This window comes from Microbacterium sp. AG157, from assembly GCF_003385695.1.
GTDB lineage: Bacteria > Actinomycetota > Actinomycetes > Actinomycetales > Microbacteriaceae > Microbacterium > Microbacterium testaceum.
In genome coordinates this window covers 1,209,688-1,228,557 of the sequence record NZ_QRDK01000001.1, presented here as the reverse complement: position 1 = coordinate 1,228,557, position 18,870 = coordinate 1,209,688, and the positions used below count along the sequence as shown (strand labels likewise).

Here is an 18,870-nt window from a genome sequence, read left to right as displayed (position 1 = left end):
TGATTCTCGTCTCTCAGCGGGCGTCGAGCGCGCGGTTGAGTTCCACGACGTTCACGCGAGGGTCGCCGAGGTACCCGAGATCGCGGGGCAGCGTGTGCTCGGCGACGAGGGCGGAGACCTCGGATGACGGGATGCCGCGGGCTTGCGCGATGCGCGCGACCTGGCGTTCGGCGTTCTCGACCGAGATGTCGGGGTCGAGGCCCGAGCCCGAGGCGGTCACCGCGTCGGCGGGGATCGAGCCCGGGCCGTTCAGCGACTCGAACGTGGTCCGACCGTCCTGGATGGACGAGATCAGGTCGCTGTTCTCGGGGCCCAGGTTCGAGCCGGTCGAGGCCGAGGAGTCGTAGCTCGCAGCAGACGGTCGCGACTGGAAGTACTGCGGGAGCGCGTTGCCGTCGGCATCCTGGAACGACTGCCCGATCAGCTGCGAGCCGGTGACGGTCCCGTCGGCGGTCTTGATGAGCGATCCGTTCGCCTGGAACGGCAGGGCGACCTGTCCGACCGCGGTGATCAGAAGCATGTAGGCGACCCCGAGGAGGAGGGTGAAGACGACCATCGCGCGGACGGCGACGGCGGTGGTACGCAGGGTGGTGCGCATGACGGGACCTTTCAGAAACCGGGGAGCAGGCTCACGACGAGGTCGATGAGCTTGATGCCGATGAAGGGGACGATGACGCCGCCGAGCCCGTAGACGAGCAGGTTGCGGCTGAGGATGCTCGACGCGCTCGCCGCGCGGTATTTCACACCGCGCAGGGCCAGCGGGATCAGCACGATGATGACGATCGCGTTGAAGATGATCGCGCTCGTCACGGCCGAGGCGGGGGAGTGCAGCCCCATGATGTTCAGCGCCGCGAGCCCCGGGAACACGCCCATGAACATCGCCGGGATGATCGCGAAGTACTTCGCGATGTCGTTGGCGAGCGAGAACGTGGTCAGCGCTCCGCGGGTGATGAGCAACTGCTTGCCGATGCGCACGATGTCGATGAGCTTGGTCGGATCGGAATCGAGGTCGACCATGTTGCCGGCCTCTTTCGCCGCCGAGGTGCCCGTGTTCATCGCGACGCCCACGTCGGCCTGCGCCAGGGCGGGAGCGTCGTTCGTGCCGTCGCCGGTCATCGCGACGAGGTTGCCGCCCTCCTGCTCGCGCTGGATGAGGGCGAGCTTGTCCTCGGGCGTCGCCTCGGCGAGGAAGTCGTCGACCCCGGCCTCGGCGGCGATCGCCTTCGCGGTGAGCGGGTTGTCGCCCGTGATCATCACGGTGCGGATCCCCATCGCGCGCAGCTCCTGGAAGCGCTCGCGCAGACCGTCCTTGACGACGTCTTTGAGGTGGACGACGCCGAGCACGCGGCCGCGCCCGTGCGAAACTCCTGACGATTCGGGGGCCAGGGTCGCCACGACCAGGGGAGTTCCGCCGGATTCAGCGATCTCGTTCGTGAATTTCAGGAGTTCGGCACGGGTGGCGTCGGACACCGTCGCGCGCTGGCCGTCGAGCCAGGCCACCACGGCGGAGGCGGCGCCCTTTCGCACCTGCGTGCCGTCGGCCAGGTCGAGCCCGCTCATGCGGGTCTGAGCGGTGAAGGGCACGGGCTCCGCACCCCGGGGCATCTCGGCGACGATCCCCTGGGCCGCCGCGAGCTCGACCACCGAGACGCCCTCGGGAGTCGGGTCGGCCTGCGACGACAGCGAGGCGTACTCGGCGAGCTCGGGGCCCCCGACGCCCTGCACCGGAACGAAGGCCGAGGCGCGGCGGTTCCCGTAGGTGATCGTTCCGGTCTTGTCGAGCAGCAGGGTGGTGACGTCGCCCGCTGCCTCGACCGCGCGGCCCGACATCGCCAGGACGTTGCGCTGCACGAGGCGGTCCATGCCGGCGATGCCGATCGCGCTGAGGAGCGCCCCGATCGTGGTCGGGATGAGGCAGACCAGCAGCGCCACGAGCACGGGGATCGAGACGGGGGATGCCGCGTACGAGGCGATCGGGTTCAGCACCAGAACCACGACGACGAACACGATCGACAGGCTCGCGAGCAGGATGTTCAGCGCGATCTCGTTGGGCGTGCGCTGGCGCGACGCGCCCTCGACGAGCGCGATCATGCGGTCGACGAAGGTCTCGCCGGGCTTCGAGGTGATCTTCACCACGATGCGGTCGCTGAGCACGCGCGTGCCGCCGGTGACGGCGCTGCGATCACCGCCCGACTCGCGGACGACCGGGGCCGACTCTCCCGTGATCGCCGACTCGTCGACGGTCGCGATGCCCGAGACGATGTCGCCGTCGCCGGGGATGAGTTCCCCGGTCTCGACCAGCACGATGTCGCCGACGCGGAGGTCGCCCGAGGGGACGTCTTCGGTGGCGGCACCGGATGCCGAGGGGTCGGTGGGGGAGTACGAGACCACGCGGCGGGCCGAGGTCGTCGTGCGGGTCTTGCGCAGGGTCGCGGCCTGCGCCTTGCCGCGGCCCTCGGCCACGGACTCGGCGATGTTCGCGAAGAACACCGTGAGCCACAGCCAGACCGCGATTCCCCAGGTGAAGCCGAAGGGGAGGCCGGTGTCGTCGCCGCCGAGGAACGGCTCGGCGATCGCGATGAGCGTCGTCAGGGCCGCACCGACCCAGACGAGGAACATCACGGGGTTGCGCCACTGGGCGGCGGGGTTGAGCTTCTTGGCCGCGCCCGGGAGGGCGGCGACGACCTGAGCGGCGCTGAACGCGCGGCGCGGGGCGGCCGGCGCCTCGTCGGCAGCGGGGACCGGCGCGTGGGTGAGGGTGGACATCAGCGGGTAAGTCCTTCAGCGAGGGGTCCGAGGGTGAGGACCGGGAAGTAGGTGAGGGCCGTGACGATCACGACGACGCCGGCGAGCAGACCCGCGAACTGCGGGCGGTGCGTCGGCAAGGTTCCGGCGGTGGAGGGCACGGCATCCTGGGCCGCGAGGGAACCGGCCAGGGCCAGCACGAACACGATCGGCAGGAACCGTCCGAGGAGCATCGCCACCCCCAGTGCCGTGTTGAACCACGGGGTGTTGGCCGTGAGACCGGCGAACGCGGAGCCGTTGTTGTTCGCCGCCGAGGTGAAGGCGTAGAGCACTTCGCTCAGGCCGTGCACGCCCGGATTGAGGATCGAGGTGGTCTCGACGTCGTCCCGGATGCCGGGAATCCCGAAGCTCAGCGCGGTTCCGGCGAGCACGAGCGTGGGTGTGATGAGGATGTACAGGCTCGCGAGCTTGATCTCCTTCGGCCCGATCTTCTTGCCCAGGTACTCGGGGGTGCGCCCGATCAGCAGGCCGCCGACGAACACCGCGATCACGGCGAGGATGAGCATGCCGTACAGGCCCGATCCGACACCGCCGGGGGCGATCTCACCGAGCATCATGTTGATCATCGGCATCATGCCGCCGAGCGCCGTGTAGCTGTCGTGCATCGAGTTGACCGCACCGGTCGAGGTCAGCGTGCTGGTCGTGCCGAACAGCGTCGAGCCGAAGATGCCGAACCGCACCTCTTTGCCCTCCATGGCGCCGCCCGCGAGCATCGGCGCTGTTCCGTTTCCGGCCGTCTCGGCCCAGGTGAGAAGAGCCGTGGATGCCACGAAGATCGCGCCCATGACGCCGAGGATCGTGTAGCCCTGGCGGTCGTCGTTCACGATGCGGCCGAAGGCACGGGGGAGCGAGAACGGGATCACCAGCATGAGGAAGATCTCGAAGAGGTTCGTCCAGGGAGTGGGGTTCTCGAACGGGTGGGCGGAGTTCGTGTTGAAGATCCCGCCGCCGTTGGTGCCGAGGAGCTTGATCGCCTCCTGCGAGGCGACCGGTCCGCCGGGGATCGACTGGGCCGCGCCCGCCACCGTCGTGGCATCCGTGAAGCCCGAGAGGTTCTGGATGACGCCACCGGCGAGCAGCACGACCGCCGCGACGATCGAGAACGGCAGCAGAAGGCGGTAGGTGCCGCGCACCAGGTCGACCCAGAAGTTGCCGATCACACCGCTGCGGCGGTAGGCGAACCCGCGCACGAGAGCGACCGCGATGGCGATGCCGACGGCCGCGCTGACGAAGTTCTGCACGGTGAGGGCGGCGAACTGCACGGTGTAGCCGAGCGTGGTCTCTCCGCCGTAGGACTGCCAGTTGGTGTTCGTGACGAACGAGACGGCCGTGTTGAACGACAACGCCTCGCCCGGGGCGTCGAAGCCGAGAGAGAGCGGCAGCACGGCCTGCAGGCGCATGATCGCGTACACGAAGACGACCCCGACGAACGAGAACAGCAGCACCGAGCGCAGGTAGGCCTGCCAGGTCTGGGCGCTGCGGGGGTCGACGCCGATCAGGCGGTAGGTGCCCCGCTCGACGGCGAGGTCGCGCTGACCGGTGTAGATGCGGGCGATGTAGTCGCCGAGGGGGCGGTAGGCCAGGCCCAGGGCGACGAGAAGAGTGAGGCTGGTCAGGACGATCGACCAGATGGTTCCGCTATCCATGGGTCAGAACTTCTCCGGTCGGACGAGGGCGACCACGAGGTACACGACGGCGGCGACCGCGAGGACCGCGGCGAGGATCGAGAAGACGATCACGAGTGCTCGCCCCCTCGTCCGGTGGTGCGGGCAGCCGAGGGGCGGGCCTCGGGGCCCAGCTTCTCGACCCCCTTCGCGACGAGGGCGATCAGCGCGAAGAGCGCGACGATCGCGGCGAGGAAGACGGCATCGAGCACGACGACTCCAGATTCGGGTGTGTCCGCGGCGGACCGCGGGCGCCGCGGGGCGGCACGTGTGTCGATACAACTCCTCGAGCCCGCGGCATCCCGGCGCCCTAACGCTTTCCCTACGGGTCGCCGACGGACACATACGGAGTGCTTACGGGGCGCTCTGCTCGATCGCCGCCGCCGCCGAGACGGCAAGTCGCTGACATCCCGCTTGCAGGCTGACGCCGACGTGTCGGCCGGATGCAGTCTCGAGACCATCGGTGTCGGTGCCGACCGCGCATGATGGAGGCATGCTTTCCTCCGACGGATCCGACGTGCGCGTCAGCGCGGGGCTGGTGATCCCGGCGGCGGAGCTGTCGTGGCGGTTCTCGCGTTCCTCGGGTCCGGGCGGTCAGGGAGTGAACACCGCCGACTCGAGGGTCGAGTTGATGTGGGATGCCACGGCGTCGACCGTTCTGTCGCGGGTGCAGCGTGAGCGGCTCATCGAGCGACTCGGTGACCGGCTCGTCGGCGGGGTGCTGACGATCGCGGCATCCGAGCATCGGGCGCAGCTGCGCAATCGCGATGCTGGGCGGGCACGGCTCGCCGCTCTGGTGGCCGAGGCCGTGGCGCCTCCCGCCCCGCCGCGCCGCGCGACGAAGCCCACCCGCGGATCGAGGGAGCGCCGCCTCCAGGCCAAGCAGCGCCGTACCGACGTGAAGAGGATGCGCCAGCGTCCGACCGACTGACCCCCCGCCCTCCCTCCCCGCCCTACGCCCCGCCCCCCGCCCCCCGCCCCCGCCCCCTCCCTCCCCGCGCCCCCGCGCCCTCGCGCCCGACGTTGAGTGTCCAAAACACCCGGACGCTTTTGAAAACCGTCCGGGTGTTTTGGACACTCAACAGGGCTGGAGGGGGGAGCGAGGCCGCGGGGTAGAGGGGGGAGCGAGGCCGCGGGGAGGGGGGGAGCGCGGCGTGGGCGTCAGGTCGGCGCGCCGCCCTCGGCGCGGCGGCGGCGCACCTGCTCCTCGAGGTCGGCCAGGCGCATCTCGCGCTCGAGGTCGGCGATCTGTTGCTCGGTGGTGCGGTTCTCGCGCGGGGCCGGAGGGGGAGTGTGCTGAGCGTCCTTCTGCCAACGCCGCGGGTCGCCGAACGACATCGGCGTCGATCGCGCCTCGTACTCCCGGCCGAGGGCGAACCACAGGATCGAACCGATCAGCGGCAGCAGCACGATGAAGAAGATCCACGCGAACTTCGGCAGGTGCTTCACCTGATCCTCGCGACGGGTGATGGCGTCGATCAGGGCGACCACCATGACGGTGAGGGTCAACAGGGCGAGTACCGGCATGGCATCCACCATGGCGAAGACTTCCGGCGGCGTCCACCGTCGTTTCGTGAGCGGGCCGAACTCCGGAGGTTGCGCGCGCGGCGTCTGCGGGGTGGTCGATCCCCGCGTCTCGCCCGAGCTCGGGTCGCCGCCGCGCGGTGACGACGCCGAACGCCCCCGCCGGAGGGGCAGGGGCGTTCGAGAGGGACTCAGGATGCCGAGCCGGGCGGGGTCTTCTTCGGGCGGTGAGCCGTGACCTCGGCCACCGGCTGACCGCCGCGCTGCTGGCCCGGGAGGGGCCGCGAGCGGCGTCCGTAGATGACCTCGGACGAGTCGAGCAGCCACGGCACGAGCGTGATCGAGACGCCGTGCACGAGCATGAGCTGGTGCGCGAGGCGGCGCGAGCGGCGGTTGTGCAGGATCGACTCCCACCAGTGGCCGACGATGAACTGCGGCAGGTACACCGTGACCACGGCCGAGCCGTTGTTCTCGCGATACTTCTTGATGAAGGTCGACACCGGCGAGGTGTACGTGCGGTACGGGGAGTCGATGATCACCAGGGGGATGGGCATGTCGTGCTCGGCCCACTCCTTCTGCAGCTTGGCCGCGTCTTCGTCGGTGATGGCGACGTGCACCGCGAGCGTCTTCTGGTGGTTGGCGGCCAGAGCGTAGTCGATCGCCTTCATCACGGGCTTCTGCAGCCGGTTCACCAGCACGATCGCCACGTCTCCCGACGAGCCGAAGTGCACGGTCTCGTCCATGCGGATCTCGTGCTCGACGTCGCGGTAGTAGCGGTTCACGCCGATCATCAGCACCGCGAGGATCGGGATCGCGATGAACACCAGCCATGCGCCGTGCGTGAACTTGGTGACCGTGACGATCAGCAGCACGAGCACGGTCATGGCCGCGCCGACGGAGTTGATCCACAGGCCCGAGATGGCGGAGCGACGCTCGATCGCGGCGGACTGCTGCTTCGCCGCCTCGGGGGTGAGGTCTTTCAACCCCCGCAGCACGCGACGCCAGTGCTTGACCATGCCGATCTGGCCGAGCGAGAACGAGACGAACACGCCGATGATGTACAGCTGGATCAGCGTCGTGAGGTTCGCCTGATAGACGATGAGCACGCCGATGGCGACGATGCCCAGGATGATCATGCCGTTGGAGTAGACCAGGCGGTCACCGCGGGTGTTGAGGGCCTTGGGGGCGTATCCGTCGCGCGCGAGCACCGCGCCGAGCAGCGGGAAGCCGTTGAAGGCGGTGTTGGCGGCGAGCAGCAGCACGCACGCCGTGGCGGCTTGGATGATGAAGAACGGGATGCTGTTCATGCCGAAGGTCGCGGCGGCGACCTGGGCCATGAGGCTCGGTTGCGGGTTGTTCGCACAGTCGAAGCCGATGAGGTGGCAGGGGTTCTCGGCGTAGTGCACGCCCGAGATGAGTGCGAGGATCGTCAGGCCCGCGAACAGCACGATGGCGATGCCGCCCATCAGGGTCAGCGTCGTCTGGGCGTTGCGGATCTTCGGCATGCGGAAGGCGGGCACGCCGTTCGACACGGCCTCGACGCCGGTCAAGGCGGAGCAGCCGCTCGAGAACGCGCGCAGCACCAACAGGATCAGCGCCGCTTGCGTCAACGATTCCGCCTGCACGCCGTAGTCCGCGCTCGAGGCGTGCGGCGCGTCTCCGAGCAGTGTGCGCGCGAGGCCCACGACGATCATCACGCCGACCGACCCGATGAACAGGTAGGTCGGGATGGCGAAGACGCTCGACGCCTCGCGCACGCCGCGCAGGTTCACGATCACGATGAGGATGACGAAACCGACGGCGATCTCGACGCGGAACGGATTCAACTCCGGCAGGGCCGAGATGATGTTGTCGACTCCGGATGCCACCGACACGGCGACCGTGAGCACGTAGTCGACCAGCAGCGCGGCGGCGACGATCACCCCGGGCACCTCGCCGAGGTTCTTGCTCGCGACCTCGTAGTCGCCGCCGCCCGAGGGGTAGGCCTTGATGAGCTGCCGGTAGCTCAGCACGACCACGACGAGCAGCGTCACGACGGCGACGGCGACCCACGGACTCAGGGTCAGCAGGGCCGTTCCGCCGATCAGCAGGATCATCAGCAGCTCCTGTGGCGCGTATGCCACGGAGGACAGCGCGTCGGAGGCGAAGATCGGCAGCGCCATCTTCTTCGGGAGGAGCTGTTCGTCGAGTTTCTCGGAGGTGAGGGGCTCGCCGATCAGGATGCGTTTCGCGATCGGCGTCTCTTCGCCGTCAACGCGACTTTCGTCAGTCACGGCGCGCGACACTACGCGTACTGGAGGCCATGCGCAATCTGACGCGCACGCTGTTCAATGCATGGTCGCCAGACCGTGACCTAGCGGCGCATTCTCGCAATGCGAGAAACGCTCACTTCGCGGCCCTATTCCCGATGAATTCCGCGACCGCGTCAGCGCCCTCATGATCGTGCGCGGTCACCGTGACGACGGCGTCGCCGGCGAAGACGACGAGCTGCCCGTGGGCGCCGTGCAGGCGCCAGGCGTCGCCCGGTCCGTCCCACCCGGCGAGGGCGTAGCGACGGTACCCGGCGCCGGGGCTGCCGGTATCGATCCACCCCGAGTGCATGGCATCCACGATCCCCTCCGAGACCACCCGATGGCCGTCGATGACGCCGCCGTCGCGGATGAGCAGACCGAGACGCGCCAGCTCGGCGGTGCGCAGCTCGAGGCCCTCGCCGGCGAGGACGCGACCGTTCGGGCAGCGGCGCCACGACACATCGGTCCATCCCATCGGGGCGAACAGGCGCGGGCGCAGGAAGTCCTCGATGTCGCCGGTCCGCTGCGACAACGCGGCCATCGCCGTATAGGTGCTGGCGTTCGAGTATTGGAACACCCGGCCGCTCGAGGGGCGAGACAAGAACTCCGCGGCGAGATCGGGCCAGTCGGTCATCATCGTCTCGGACCACGGCAGATCGATGCCGCTCGACATCGAGAGCAGGTCGCGCAGCGTCACCTCGGTCGCCGCGGGCAGCATCGAGCGAACCGGGTCGTCGAGCGACACGATTCCCTCGTCGGCGGCGATTCCGGCCGCCAGCACCGCGACGGCCTTCGCGACGGAGTGGATCTCCTCCCGCACATCCGGCGTCCACCAGTGCATCGCGACGTCGTCGCCCACGCGCGCGTGCACGCCGTGCGCGGCGAAGCCGGTGTCGTCGATACGAGCGACGAGCGCGTCTCGAAGGGCGGCGGCGCGGGTCATGCGCCCAGGCTACGGGCCCGAGCGATTCTGCCTAGGCTCTCGGGGTGGACAACATCGTGGGCTCGGGCGTTCTCGCTGTCGTCGCGGGTGCCGTGGTCGCGATCCTCGCCTTCGTGCCGTTCGTCGCGGTCAGCTATCGGCGTCGCGGTCGGCTCACGGTATGGCGCTCGCTCCTGTGGACGGGGGCGGCCGTGTACTTCTGGGCGATCTGGACGTACACGCTCATCCCCCTGCCCGACTCCGAGGTCTACCGCTGCGCGGGCGTGAACCTGCACCCCTTCGCGTTCGTCGACGAGGTCCGCGCGGCCGTCGCCGCCTCGGGCCGGTACCTGACCGACCCCGTCGTTCTGCAGGTGGCGCTGAACGTGCTGCTGTTCGCCCCGCTCGGCTTCTTCTTACGGGTGCTCGGGGGTCGCGGCATCCTGATCGCGGGTCTCGTCGGCTTCGCGACCTCGGGGATCATCGAGACGACGCAGCTGACGGGCGTCTGGGGTCTGTTCCCCTGCGCCTACCGCGTCTTCGATGTCGACGATCTCATCGCGAACACCAGCGGCGCTCTGATCGGGTCGTTCCTCGCGTTCGTCGTCCCGGCGCAGCACCGGGGTGTGGAGAGAGCTGCGGATGCCGACACCCCGCGCCCCGTGACGCGTCGCCGGCGTCTGCTGGGACTTGTGTGCGACGTCGTGGGCGTCTGGCTGGTGGGCTTCGCCGTGGCCGTGGTGGTGCAGGCCGCGCTCGTGCTGCTTCTCGGTGAGACGTCGTCGTTCTCGACCGACCGCGTCGCGTCGGTGGCGGGGACGATCGCTTCGGCGGGGCTGTGGCTCGGCGTGATCCTGGCGACGGGTCGCTCGATCGGTGACCTCGCCACGCGTGTGCGGTTCACGAACGGCGTCCTGCCGGCGTGGGTCGCGCGACCCCTGCGCTTCGCGACCGGGGCCGGGTCGTACGCGATCCTCGCCGGGCTGCCGGCACCGTGGTCGCTCCTCGCTGTTCTCCTGGCGCTGACGACCGCGGCGCTCCTGCTCGTGTGGCCCGATGGTCGTGGGCTCACGGGGTGGATCGGGCGCCGCCGCCTGGTCGACGACCGCGCGGGAGTGGTCAGTCCGACGGTGGATCGAGGCTCGCGCGTCTAGGGCGCCGTCAGCCCGCGCGGAACTCCTCGGCCAGCACGCCCATCAGCACCTCGTCATGGAAACGCCCGCCGTGGAACGCCACCGCGCGCCGCACGCCCTCACGGACGAATCCGGCCTTCTCGTAAGCCCGGATGGCGCGGTCGTTGAAGGCCCAGACGCGCAGCTCGACCTTGTGCACCCCGAGCTCGTCGAACCCGTACCGCAGCAGGGTGCGAGTGGCATCCGGGCCGTATCCGCGTCCGACCGCGTCGGGGCCGAGGATGATCGCGAACGTCGCGATGCGCGCGGGCAGGGCGGCTCCCCACAGCGTCGCGTGACCGATGAGCCGACCGGTCTCGTCATCGATGCTGAAGCCCGCGCCGCCCGGGGAGTCGTTGCGGCTCCACGCCTGGAACATCTCGCGGACGGATGCCGTGGGGCGCAGGCTCACGCTGTTCTGTTGCAGCACGGCGCTGTCGCTGCGCTGCCACCAGTCGACGAGCGGGTCGAGGTCGGCGTCGGTCAGCGCGCGTAACCGCACGCGCTCACCGCGCAGGATGTCGGAGCCGTACGCCAGGGCGGAGTCGGTGTCGTGGATCGCGTCATCGGCCATGGCCCGACGTTACTGAAGGGGTCCGACACGGGACCACCCGGCCTCGGCCTTGTGCCCACGGGCGGGGCCGTCGACCGATATCCGGCGCGTCGAATGAACGCCCCGCGGTTGTGCTCGCGCCCCCCGCGATCGTATGCGCGGTCCCGCGGGTGTCTCGACGGCGGAACACTCCTCGTCACCCTCCGCGGGCCCGCCACCTAGGCTGGACCCGGAGGATTCGATGTCGTCGAGAGCAGGGCGCGCGCAGCGGACGGGGCGCGGCATGGCCGCAGCCGCGGTCGCGACGTTCGTGGCGACCCTCTCGCACTCGGCCGTATCGGCCGAGCGACCGCCTCTCGGAAACATCGTGCTGGCCCTGTGCCTGGCCGCTCCCGTGTGCGTCCTGCTCGCGGGGCGTGCGATGTCCTGGGTGCGCCTGTCGCTCGCGGTCGTGCTGAGCCAAGCGCTTTTCCACGCGTTGCTCGTGCTCGACCTCCAGGGCGGATTCGTCCCGGCCGGTCACCACGCCGCGGCATCCGTCCTCAGCGCCACCGGAGCGCACAGCGCGTCGGCACACGCCTCGGAGTCCCCCTGGATGTGGGCTGCGCACGCCGTCGCCGCTCTCGTGACGGTCGTCGCCCTCGGTCGGGGGGAGCGCGCGGTACAGGTCATCGCGCGGTTCTTCGTCGCGGTGCTGTCGGCGCTACGACCCTTCCGGGGGCTTCCCCCGCGGCCGGATGCCGTCGTCTCGGCGCCCGCGCCGGTGCTGCTGACCACGACGATGACGGTGCTGTCGTCGATGAGGCACCGGGGTCCGCCGCTCGCGGCCTGATCCCCACCCCTCATCCTTCGCGCGTGAAAAACGCCGATTCGGCGTGCGCACCTCTCAGAAAGCAGCACCATGTCTCGAAAGACCACTCTTCGCCGTGCCCTCGCCGGCCTCGCCGCCGGTGCGGCCCTGGCGATCGCCGTTCCGCTCGCGGCCTCGGCCCACGTCACCGTCAACCCCAACACGGCCACCCCGGGCAGCTACGCCACGGTCAATTTCCGCGTCCCCACCGAGTCGAAGACGGCATCCACCGTCAAGCTCGAGGTCACGCTGCCGACCGACACTCCGCTGACCTCGGTGCTCGTCGAGCCCGTCCCGGGGTGGACCGCCACCGTCGAGAAGGGGGCGCTGCCCGCTCCTGTCGAGGTCGACGGCAACACCGTCTCGGACGGCCCGCTCAAGATCGTCTGGCAGGCCGACCCCGGCGTGGGTATCGGACAGGACCAGTTCCAGATCTTCTCGGCGGTGCTCGGGCCCATCCCCGACACCGGGCACCTCGTGCTCCCCGCCGTGCAGACCTACTCCGACGGCTCGGTCGTCGACTGGACGAACACCCCCGAGCAGGTTGCGGCAGACGACACCCTCGAGCCCGCCCCCGTGCTCTACATCAACGACACCCCGCCCGCGAGCGGTCACGGGGGTCACGGCAGTGCGTCGGCCGCGCCGACGATGGACGATCACTCCATGGAGGCCTCGGCTCAGACGAGCGACTCCTCGGGCCTGTCCCTCGGCCTCAGCATCGCGGCCCTCGTGATCGCGGTCGCCGGCGCCCTGCTCGGCGCCTTCGCCGTGTCGCGTCGTCCGAAGCGCAGCTGAGCGTGGGCCCCCGGAACGCTCTGCGCCGGGCCCTGGCCGGGGCGGTGGTCGTCGCTGCGGCGATGACCGCCGCCCTCGGCGGGGCGGTGGCGGCGTCGGCGCACGACAGCCTCGTGTCGTCGACTCCCGCGGAGGGCGAAAGCGTCTCGACGCTGTCAGAGGTCACGCTCGACTTCAGCGCCAACCTGCTCGGCTACGACGGCGGCAACATCGTCATCGTCATCGGTCCTGACGGCAAGCATTACGAGAGCGACTGCGTGGCTCTCGCGGGCCCCACTCTGACCCTCCCCGTCGCCCTGGGTGCGCCCGGCGCCTACACGGTCGAATGGCGCGCGGTCTCGTCCGACGGGCACCCCGTCTCGGGGGAGATCCCGTTCACGTACACGGGTGAGAGCACGTCGGCCGGGGCGGATGCCTCGCCGTGCGCCAGCGCTCAGGGCGCCGCTCCGGCCGAGACGCCGGTCGCAGACCCCTCCCCTTCGGGCGGGATGTCGGGCGTGACCGTGGGTCTGCTGATCGGCGGCGGAGCGGTCGTGCTGGTCGGCGTGATCGTCGTCGTGATCCTCAGCCGTCGCCCGCGGGAGGACGAGGAGCCGTCCGACACGGAGTGATTCCGGATGCCACGACCCGGCGCGCCCGCCCCACCCTCCGTCTTGCGGAGTCGGGGCCGGACGCGCCGGGTCTCGGCATCCGGGACGAGGTTGTCCGCCCTCGCGTCCGCAGGGCGGCTGGTCGGATCTACAGGCTCCCGCCGGGCACCGAGAACGTGTCGCAGGCGTTGACGCCGCCCTGGCGGCCCTCGTCGAACCAGCGCGTGCGCTGCGCGCTCGAGCCGTGGGTGAAGCTGTCGGGGTTGGAGATCTGGCCCGCTTCGGCTTGGATGTGGTCGTCGCCCACGGCCGACGCGGCGGACAGGGCGTCGAGGATCTGCTGCTCGGTGGGCGGCTCCAGGTACGGGGTGCCGTTCTCGTCGACCTGCTCGCTCGCGGCGGCGACCCAGGCGCCCGCGTAGCAATCGGCCTGCAGCTCGGTGCGCACACTGTTGCTGTCGGCGCCCGTGCCGTTGTTCGGGTGCTGCTGCATCACGCCGGTGAGGTTCTGCACGTGGTGGCCGTACTCGTGGGCGAGCACGTAGAGCTGGGCGAGGGGCCCCGCTGTGGTGTCGTACTGGGCGCGCAGGATCGAGAAGAAGGTCGGGTCGACGAACACCGTCTCGTCCGGCGGACAGTAGAACGGACCCGTCGCGTTCGAGGCGGTGCCGCACGAGCTCCCCGTCTGCCCGTCGACGATGACGAGCTGCGGCGGACGGTACCCGTCGAGGCGTTCGGCCCAGAACTGGTCGATATTCAACGAGGCCGCGGCGAGGCGGCAATCGTCGTTCTCGTTGGCATCCCTACCCGTCTCGCAGCTCGCGATCCGCTCCCCGCCGCTGCCCGGGGCGGCAGCGCCGCCGCCCGAACCGAGCAGGCCCGTGAGGTCGGTGCCCGTGAACATCGAGATGAGCAGCACGACCACCGCGCCGAGACCCACGGTCCCGCCGCCGACGGCAGCCACCGTTCCGCCCCGGCGCTTGGCCGAGTTGCCGCCCACGCGGGCGTTGTCGTTGAACGTCACGGCGGAAACGCTACGCCGGCGATGGTGCAGCCGAAGGGGCTGGACTTCGCGCGTGCGAGCGGTTCGGGCACACGCACTCGTCGCCTCCGGGCTGCACTATTCGCGGACGCCGGCTGCCGCACGAGCAGAACGCACCCGGGACCCCTATTGACCCGTTTTAGCCCATATCATGTGTTCTGAGGAAAATTCGATGTGCGAGGAGAGAACCGCGCGCAGGTAGGTCCTCGCCCCCTCGCCGACCCACCCAGAAAGGTCTCATGCGTCACAACGTTTCTCGGCCCAAGCTCATCGGCGCAGTCGCAGCCGTCCTGCTGGTCATCGCAGGACCCGCGGCTGCCGCCTCGGCCGCCCCCAATTCCTCGGAGTGGCCCTCAGAGATTTCCATCTCTGGCGCCTATGGGATGGCATTCAGCCAGGACGGCTCTACGCTCTACGTCGCGCAGCCGCAGAAAGGCATCGCAGCGGTGTCGTCGTCCGGCTCTGTTCGCGAGATCATCACATCGGAGACGGGTTTCATCGCCGTCGCCACCGAGGCCGACGGTGATCTTCTCGTCACCGTCGACAGTGACGCCAACATCTACCGCATCGATATGGCGGACGTAGACGCAAACCCCGAGATCTACGGGACGAACGGGGCGTGGAAGGGCCGGGCGACCATCGTGTACACCTCCACCTCCAGTTCCTTCCTCTACTCCCTCGCGGAGACGTCCGACGGCACGATCTATTACTCGACGTACCAGGATCGGCAGATCAACGTCCTCCGTGGCGGTGTTTCGAAGCCCCTGCTCACCTCGTCGGCGAGTTCCGCGTTCGTCGGCTTCTCGTTGTTGTCCGACGGGGGTCTCGGTGCGCTGGACGAGAGCGGAGTCATCTCCAAAGTCTCCGCGGTGCAGCTCGCTTCGGGCTCGGTAGCGCCCTCCGCGCTCACGGTTCTCACGACGGGGGTGCGCGGCAACGGCTTCGCCGCTTTCGACGGCAACACCTTCTACGACACCTCTGGCGCGAAGCGGACCTTCAAGGGAACTCGTGCCCACATCCCCGACGCACCGACCGGACTCACGGCGACGACGGGCGATGGCGAGGTCACGCTCAGCTGGAAGGCGCCCGAGAACGACGGCGGCGCCGACGTGACCGAGTACACCGTCCTCGCTTACAACAGCGACGACGATGACTTCGAGCCAGTCATGACGACGACGACCACCACCGCGAAGGTGACGGGACTCAAGAATGGAACTTCCTACGAGTTCGTCGTGAGCGCCTCGAACAGCGCCGGCGGGGGTTATTACTCCGACAGCGTCACCGCGACCCCGTTCGCGCTGAACGTGGCCTACACGACCGGCGGGACGACCCTCGCAGCGGACGGCACGGTCGGAGCGGGGCAATCCGTGACGGCGACCGGGAGCGCCCTGCCGCCCGGCGCGGCCCTGAGTCTGGTGCTGCACTCCACTCCGGTCACGCTCGCCACCGGAGTGGTCGGCAGCGACGGCACGTTCACTCTCACCGGCACCATTCCCTCCGACACGGTCGCGGGAGCGCACACTCTTATCCTGACGGTCGCGCCCGCGGGAGATGACGTTCGCTCGGCAGAACAGTCCCTCACCGTCACCAACGCAGCCCAGACTCCCTCGCAAACGGTGATCCCGCCCTCGGGCACGTCGTCGGCGACGCCCGGTACGCCGGCCTCCACTGTCGGTCCGGCTGTCTCGGCAGGGCACCTCGCGGCGACGGGGGCGGACGACCCGGAGCCGGCACTCGCGCTCGCTGCGTTCCTGGTCGCCGCGGGCCTCGCGTTCTCCGTCCTCAGCCGCTCGCGCGCTCGCCGCGCCTGAGGTTCGGCAGAGCAGACGCGCCACGCGAGACGGCACCCCGCCCGGGGTGCCGTCTCGTCGTTTCGCCTCTCGCCTCCCTCGGGGTCGGTCCGACGACGTCGGATACCGCGCAGAGGCGGAACGCGTTCAGCCCAAGAACTCCCGCGCCGCGACCACCAGGTTCTCGACGCCGCGATCGATCGTCGGCTGCATGACCGGCGCGAAGTACGGGGAGTGGTTCGTCGGGATGTCGCGCTCGATCGTGCCGCCCGCAAAGGCCTTTTGGAACGTCTCGGGGTCGACCCCGCCCCAGAACCAGAACACCAGGGGTGCGCCCGATTCGCGCGCGAACCATGACACGTCCTCGCTCCCCGTGAACATGCCCGGGTCGACGACCGAACCTTCGCCGAACGAGCGCTGGAACGCCGCGGTCAGGCGAGCTGTGGCATCCGCGTCGTTGATGGTCGGCGGCAGGGTGTGATCGGTCGTGATGGTCGGCGTCTGCTCCGCGCCCGAGGCCTCCGCCTCGGCGCGGATGATGCGCTCGACCTTGGTCATGACCCGTTCGCGCGCGGCGTCGTCGGGGTAGCGCAGGCTGAGCTCGAGCTTCGCCTCGGCGGGGATGATGTTGTTCTTCAGGCCGGCGTGGATCGAGCCGACGGTGACGACGGCGACGTCGCGCGGGTCGACCTCGCGCGAGACGACGGTCTGCAGGCGCATGACGGTGGCGGCCGCCATCACGACCGGGTCGATCGTGGAGTGCGGGCGCGAGCCGTGCCCGCCGCGGCCGTGGAGCACGACGGTGAGACCGTCGGATGCCGCCATCTGGGTGCCCGGACGCACGCCGATCATTCCGGTGGGAAGGGGCGTGACGTGCTGGCCGAGCACGATGTCGGGCTTCGGGTACCGCTCGAGCACGCCGTCGGCGATCATCGCCTTCGACCCCGCGCCGTACTCCTCGGCGGGTTGGAAGACCGCGACGACGGTGCCCGACCACTCCTCGCGCGTGGCGACGAGGCGCTCGAGGGCGCCGATGAGTGCGGTGACGTGCATGTCGTGGCCGCACGCGTGCATGACGGGAACAGCGTTGCCGGCGGGGTCGGTGCCGCGCGCGGTGCTGGCGTAGGCGAGGCCCGTCTGCTCCTCGACGGGCAGGCCGTCCATGTCGGCGCGCAGCCACACGACCGGACCGTCGCCGTTGACGATGCTCGTGACGAGGCCGGTGCGGCCCACTCCCTCTTCGACCTCGAGCCCGAGCTCAGCCAGGTGGCGGGCGAGAACGCCCGCCGTCCGCGTCTCTTGGAACGACAGCTCCGGGTGGGCGTGCAGGTCGGTGTAGAGGCTTTCGAGGTCGACGCTCATGTGTCCGAGCCTAGTTCTCCCCGCCCGCGCGCGGTCGGGCTCCTCCTCGTCGAGTGTCCAGAAAACGCCGTACCGAGCGGCGCACTGGCGGAGTGTCGTGGACACTCGACGAGAGAGCGGCGGCACGCCCGCCGCATCGCTACCGGATGCCGGGGACACCCGCAACCCATCCGCTCCGGTCAGGTCGAGCGGTCACGCTTTCGCCATGACCACCACACACTTCGACTACCTCATCGTCGGCGGCGGAATGGTCGCCGACACCGCCGCCCGTGGCATCCGCGAGATCGACGCCGACGGCTCGATCGGCATCCTGAGCGACGACGTCGACGAGCCCTACACGCGCCCCGCCCTGAGCAAGAAGCTGTGGACCGACGAGGAGTTCACGTGGGACAAGGTGCCCCTCGGCACCTCCGACGACACGGGCGCCGATATCCGGCTGCAGACGCGCGCCACGGCGATCCGCCCGGACGCGCACGAAGTGGATGCCGACGGCGACACGTTCTCGTACGGCAAACTCCTCATCGCCACCGGCGGCAAGCCCGTGCCCCTGCCCGTCGAAGACCACTCGAACGGCGAGCGGGCGCTGACCTTCCGCACCGCCGAGGATTACCGACACCTCCGAGCCCTCGCGAAGGACCTCGACCGCATCGCCGTCGTCGGCGGCGGTTATATCGGCTCCGAGCTCGCCGCCGCCCTCGTGCAGAACGGCGTCGAGACGGTGCTCATCCACACGGGTTCGGTGCTCGGCGATGCGGTGTTCCCGGCCTCGCTGGCAGAGCGCTTCGAGAAGCTCTTCCGCGACGCCGGGGTCGAGATCGTCTCGGGCTCCAAAGTCGCAGGAGGAGAAGTGGATGCCACGGGCGCCCGCCTCGAACTCGAGAACGGCGATGAGGTGAGCGCGGACGCCGTCGTGAGCGGCCTCGGCATCGAAGTGGCCGTCGACCTGGCCGAGAAGGCGGGTCTTCAGGTCGACGACGGCGTGCACGTCGATGCGCAGCTGCGCACATCGGCCGACGACGTCTACGCCGCGGGCGATGTCGCGAGCTACCCCGACCGTCTGCTCGGGCGCCGTCGCGTCGAACACGTCGACAACGCGAACGAGCAGGGCAGGGCCGCCGGTCGCAACCTCGCGGGGGCTGCCGAGCCCTACACGCACACTCCCTATTACTACTCGGCGGTCTTCGGCATCCGGTACGAGGCGGTCGGCACGCTCGACTCCTCGCTCGAGACGGTCGAGGACTGGATCGACACCGACCGCGGGGTCGTCTACTACCTCGACGACGACCGCGTCGTCGGCGTCCTGCTGTGGAACGTGGAGGAGGCTCGGGATGCCGCCCGCGCGGTCCTCGCCGAGGCGGACACCCTGACGCGCGACGATCTCGTCGGTCGCATCCGCTGATCCGGCGGGCGGGCGGGAGGCGAGACCCCTCGTTCGCCCCCGCCCTGCTGCGGACGATCCGGTCGTGCGGACCGCGCCGCAGGACTAACCTGGACGCGCGCTGAGTGTCTT

At 69.7% G+C, this 18,870-nt stretch carries 18 protein-coding genes; 7 read left to right on the top strand and 11 right to left on the bottom strand.

What is annotated here, in order from left to right:
• Positions 1–13 precede the first annotated feature (13 nt).
• From kdpC to DEU35_RS17045, 5 genes are read right to left on the bottom strand one after another with little or no spacing between them, the layout of a single operon-like run.
• The gene (gene kdpC, locus DEU35_RS05830) at positions 14–598 is read right to left on the bottom strand and encodes a potassium-transporting ATPase subunit KdpC (RefSeq protein WP_103211046.1); all 585 of its coding nucleotides are present in this window, start codon (positions 596–598) and stop codon (positions 14–16) included.
• Between the two features lie 11 nt (positions 599–609).
• Positions 610–2,766 carry a potassium-transporting ATPase subunit KdpB gene (kdpB, locus tag DEU35_RS05825; protein WP_116238850.1) on the bottom strand — a complete coding sequence of 719 codons (2,157 nt, stop codon included), beginning with the start codon at positions 2,764–2,766 and terminating at the stop codon, positions 610–612.
• A complete protein-coding gene (gene kdpA, locus DEU35_RS05820; RefSeq protein WP_116238849.1) occupies positions 2,766–4,451 on the bottom strand; it encodes a potassium-transporting ATPase subunit KdpA in 1,686 nt (561 codons plus the stop codon). The genes kdpB and kdpA overlap by 1 nt, the downstream gene beginning before the upstream one ends.
• A 3-nt stretch (positions 4,452–4,454) precedes the next feature.
• Positions 4,455–4,544, bottom strand: coding sequence for a K(+)-transporting ATPase subunit F (kdpF, locus tag DEU35_RS05815; protein WP_103211052.1), 90 nt, complete (start codon positions 4,542–4,544; stop codon positions 4,455–4,457).
• On the bottom strand, positions 4,541–4,681 hold the full coding sequence (locus DEU35_RS17045; protein WP_180993499.1) for a hypothetical protein: 141 nt from the start codon (positions 4,679–4,681) through the stop codon (positions 4,541–4,543). Before DEU35_RS17045 ends, kdpF begins: the two co-directional genes overlap by 4 nt.
• Positions 4,682–4,962: 281 nt before the next feature.
• Between DEU35_RS17045 and arfB the strand changes: the two genes are divergently transcribed.
• On the top strand, positions 4,963–5,400 hold the full coding sequence (gene arfB, locus DEU35_RS05810; RefSeq protein WP_116238848.1) for an alternative ribosome rescue aminoacyl-tRNA hydrolase ArfB: 438 nt from the start codon (positions 4,963–4,965) through the stop codon (positions 5,398–5,400).
• Positions 5,401–5,630: 230 nt separating this feature from the next.
• Here the strand turns inward: arfB and DEU35_RS05805 are convergent, their stop codons facing one another.
• From DEU35_RS05805 to DEU35_RS05795, 3 genes are all read right to left on the bottom strand, one after another.
• Positions 5,631–5,996: a PLD nuclease N-terminal domain-containing protein gene (locus tag DEU35_RS05805; protein ID WP_116238924.1), complete on the bottom strand. Its 366-nt coding sequence runs from the start codon at positions 5,994–5,996 to the stop codon at positions 5,631–5,633.
• Between the two features lie 188 nt (positions 5,997–6,184).
• Entirely contained in the window at positions 6,185–8,278 is a 2,094-nt protein-coding gene (locus DEU35_RS05800; RefSeq protein WP_116238847.1) for an APC family permease, read from the bottom strand.
• 100 nt (positions 8,279–8,378) lie between these two features.
• Entirely contained in the window at positions 8,379–9,227 is an 849-nt protein-coding gene (locus tag DEU35_RS05795) for a serine hydrolase (protein WP_116238846.1), read from the bottom strand.
• A 44-nt stretch (positions 9,228–9,271) separates the two neighbouring features.
• Between DEU35_RS05795 and DEU35_RS05790 the strand changes: the two genes are divergently transcribed.
• A complete protein-coding gene (locus DEU35_RS05790) occupies positions 9,272–10,360 on the top strand; it encodes a VanZ family protein (protein WP_258873351.1) in 1,089 nt (362 codons plus the stop codon).
• Between the two features lie 7 nt (positions 10,361–10,367).
• Here DEU35_RS05790 and DEU35_RS05785 read toward each other — a convergent pair whose 3' ends face one another.
• On the bottom strand, positions 10,368–10,952 hold the full coding sequence (locus DEU35_RS05785) for a GNAT family N-acetyltransferase (RefSeq protein ID WP_103207055.1): 585 nt from the start codon (positions 10,950–10,952) through the stop codon (positions 10,368–10,370).
• 220 nt (positions 10,953–11,172) lie between these two features.
• Between DEU35_RS05785 and DEU35_RS05780 the strand changes: the two genes are divergently transcribed.
• The 3 genes from DEU35_RS05780 to DEU35_RS05770 all read left to right on the top strand — a co-directional run bounded on the left by DEU35_RS05780 (position 11,173) and on the right by DEU35_RS05770 (position 13,187).
• Positions 11,173–11,763, top strand: a complete 591-nt coding sequence (locus DEU35_RS05780; protein ID WP_146035528.1) for a hypothetical protein — start codon at positions 11,173–11,175, stop codon at positions 11,761–11,763.
• A gap of 69 nt (positions 11,764–11,832) precedes the next feature.
• The gene (locus DEU35_RS05775; RefSeq protein WP_103207053.1) at positions 11,833–12,576 is read left to right on the top strand and encodes a YcnI family protein; all 744 of its coding nucleotides are present in this window, start codon (positions 11,833–11,835) and stop codon (positions 12,574–12,576) included.
• Positions 12,577–12,578: 2 nt separating this feature from the next.
• Positions 12,579–13,187 carry a copper resistance CopC family protein gene (locus DEU35_RS05770; RefSeq protein WP_116238845.1) on the top strand — a complete coding sequence of 203 codons (609 nt, stop codon included), beginning with the start codon at positions 12,579–12,581 and terminating at the stop codon, positions 13,185–13,187.
• A 127-nt stretch (positions 13,188–13,314) separates the two neighbouring features.
• On the opposite strand, the gene DEU35_RS05765 is transcribed toward DEU35_RS05770, so the two are convergent.
• Complete coding sequence (locus DEU35_RS05765; RefSeq protein WP_116238844.1) at positions 13,315–14,190, bottom strand: neutral zinc metallopeptidase; 876 nt, start codon at positions 14,188–14,190, stop codon at positions 13,315–13,317.
• Between the two features lie 257 nt (positions 14,191–14,447).
• On the opposite strand from DEU35_RS05765, the gene DEU35_RS05760 reads away from it, so the two are divergent.
• Positions 14,448–16,019: a fibronectin type III domain-containing protein gene (locus tag DEU35_RS05760; protein WP_116238843.1), complete on the top strand. Its 1,572-nt coding sequence runs from the start codon at positions 14,448–14,450 to the stop codon at positions 16,017–16,019.
• A gap of 126 nt (positions 16,020–16,145) precedes the next feature.
• Here the strand turns inward: DEU35_RS05760 and DEU35_RS05755 are convergent, their stop codons facing one another.
• Positions 16,146–17,360, bottom strand: a complete 1,215-nt coding sequence (locus DEU35_RS05755) for an amidohydrolase (RefSeq protein ID WP_116238842.1) — start codon at positions 17,358–17,360, stop codon at positions 16,146–16,148.
• 205 nt (positions 17,361–17,565) lie between these two features.
• On the opposite strand from DEU35_RS05755, the gene DEU35_RS05750 reads away from it, so the two are divergent.
• Positions 17,566–18,759, top strand: coding sequence for an NAD(P)/FAD-dependent oxidoreductase (locus DEU35_RS05750; RefSeq protein WP_103207048.1), 1,194 nt, complete (start codon positions 17,566–17,568; stop codon positions 18,757–18,759).
• The last annotated feature ends 111 nt before the right edge of the window (positions 18,760–18,870 follow it).